The sequence below is a fragment of the Bacteroides caecigallinarum genome (assembly GCF_016901995.1).
Classification (GTDB): Bacteria; Bacteroidota; Bacteroidia; order Bacteroidales; family Bacteroidaceae; genus Phocaeicola; species Phocaeicola cellulolyticus.
Window position 1 is genome coordinate 1 of record NZ_JACJLE010000109.1, and the last position, 2,101, is coordinate 2,101.

At 34.0% G+C, this 2,101-nt stretch carries 2 protein-coding genes; both read right to left on the minus strand.

The features are described from left to right. Positions 1-157 precede the first annotated feature (157 nt). Positions 158-1,291 carry an immunity 26/phosphotriesterase HocA family protein gene (locus tag H6A61_RS15115; protein ID WP_087251721.1) on the minus strand — a complete coding sequence of 378 codons (1,134 nt, stop codon included), beginning with the start codon at positions 1,289-1,291 and terminating at the stop codon, positions 158-160. 89 nt (positions 1,292-1,380) lie between these two features. Beyond that, entirely contained in the window at positions 1,381-1,971 is a 591-nt protein-coding gene (locus H6A61_RS15120) for a T6SS immunity protein Tdi1 domain-containing protein (RefSeq protein ID WP_204394725.1), read from the minus strand. Positions 1,972-2,101 lie beyond the last annotated feature (130 nt).

A 2,101-nucleotide genomic window follows, 5' to 3' on the forward strand; every position in this document is an offset into this window, starting at 1 on the left:
GTTTTATCATTAACTATTCTTTCTTTGAACGAAGTCAATATATAGGAAGAAGAATAGAAAAAGCGAATATGTTCTTTGTTATCTGTCATTGTAAAAATTGCTTATAATGTTTTGGTGAGGAACAGTGTTTAGCTGTTAACTTGACCCTGTTAGCAACTTAATCGTTTATCCCCACCAATTTTAGATTTTCAGCATAACTCTTATCTGCGTCTAATCCAAAGAAACTAAATATCTCACGTTTTATTTCAATGTTTTCAGGGTCACGTAAATCTGTACTCTTACGTTTACGTTGAACAGTAACTAATGATTTCATTTCATTGGCTAAAATGTGATAACTATTGATACCAAAACCTATTTCTTCTTTACAATAAGGATTTATGATGTTTTCAATCCTCAGATATTTATCAAATTTATCAATAGTCGTTTCTTTGAATATCCTTCCATATTGTAAATATACGGTATCTTTATCCTGTCCGCTAATACTCCTGCCATACGATATTATAGGCTCCCATTCATCAGTTGTTATAGGCAGGTTTCCTATAATCTTGTATTCGCCATAATAAATAGTATTATCCATAATAGCCTGAACGGGAAAGGTTTTACACTGTTTCAATTCGTTTATGTCAATCTCTGTTGTATCTGCTATTTTCTGATAAATCATTATATATAAAGCCTGCCCCATAAGATGAGTTAACCCATAATTCTTTTGAGCCATGAATGTAGCAGACTTTCGTAGTTGCGCAATATTCAATACAATGCGTCCAAATCCCCATTTTCTTCTTCCAATCTTAAAGCTGAAGAAATCCCCCTCTTTATATTTGACGTGTTTCCGCTTGGCTTTTTTATAAAGTTCAATTTCTTTCAGGTCTTCTTCTGTTGTTTCAGAAATCCATTGCTTCAACCAATCATTCAAGGATATATTGCTTTGCGGATTTTCATGGTAGAATGTTGTTTGAGTTGTATAATTGGCTATGATTATTTCTTTTGCTGAAAACATAAAATATACACCAAACGGACTGAAAGACAACGTTGCTGTATAATTCATCTTTTTAGGCTTTCCGCGCTTGGTTTTGGGTAAAAGGATAGTGCGGTTTTCTTCTGTAACCTCATAAAGCTCAGCTTCATAATAAGAACCGTCATCATCTACTGTTATCTTTTTACGAATTATATTGCCATCATAATACAAATACTGCTTTTCAAAATAGACTAATTTCCAAGTATCACCGACTGGGGATAATCCTAAATATTTACGCTGTTCGTTTGTCAGTTCAAAAGGTATATCTGTTTCCATATTACTATCTTTTATTTATCAGTTGTTGCTAATGGTTTAGCAGGGAACGGCTTGCCGTTACCCTGCTTCGTTATCAACCTATTCTATATTCACCATTTATCTGCAATTTCAAATTCGCCGATTGTTTGGGTACAAATGTCAATGTACGGAATAGTCTTGACTATCTTGATGTTTTCAATATCTTCACTTCCTCCCAAAGCCAAAAGTAGAGAATATCCGAAACACTCGTCATAATCTGGAGTTCCGAGTTTTTCTTGTATTATAGGATAATTTTCTAAATCAAACCAGCCTTTCAAGAAACTTTCATTTACCATTACCTTATTAAAAATCGCACGAAGATTGGCAGGAAGTATTAAATATGTCCCGTATCTGACATTCAGATAAACGACGTAATTATTCAGTCTCGGATTCTTTACATAGGCAAAGAGATCGCCGAAAGCCGTACACATGAATGGTAGAAATGATTGGTCATCCTCCTTTTCAAAACAGGAGTTTATCACATCCTGATAATCGGACGGATTGATAAGCTTAAACAGCCCATTACAATAACTTCCCAACCCGACCTCCTGCCATAAAGTATTCAGTTCGGGATAAGACAAATCAGCATATTTAGCTATAAAAGTATCATCTACTGCTTGCCTCTTGCTATTGAGGCTTTTTTCTAAAAATTCTTCGTACATATTTCTACGTTTTATGGTTGATAATGGGTTGGTGAGGAACAGCGTTAAGCTGTTATCTCGACCTTGTTATAAGCGTTTTAATAATCAAAGAACATTCTTTTTTTATTAAATATCCGAATAAAAATATCAT

Bases quoted from the DNA above. Each gene is read 5' to 3' on its own strand.
- H6A61_RS15115 (WP_087251721.1), bottom strand. From the start codon at position 1,291: ATGGAAACAGATATACCTTTTGAACTGACAAACGAACAGCGTAAATAT.
- H6A61_RS15120 (WP_204394725.1), bottom strand. From the start codon at position 1,971: ATGTACGAAGAATTTTTAGAAAAAAGCCTCAATAGCAAGAGGCAAGCA.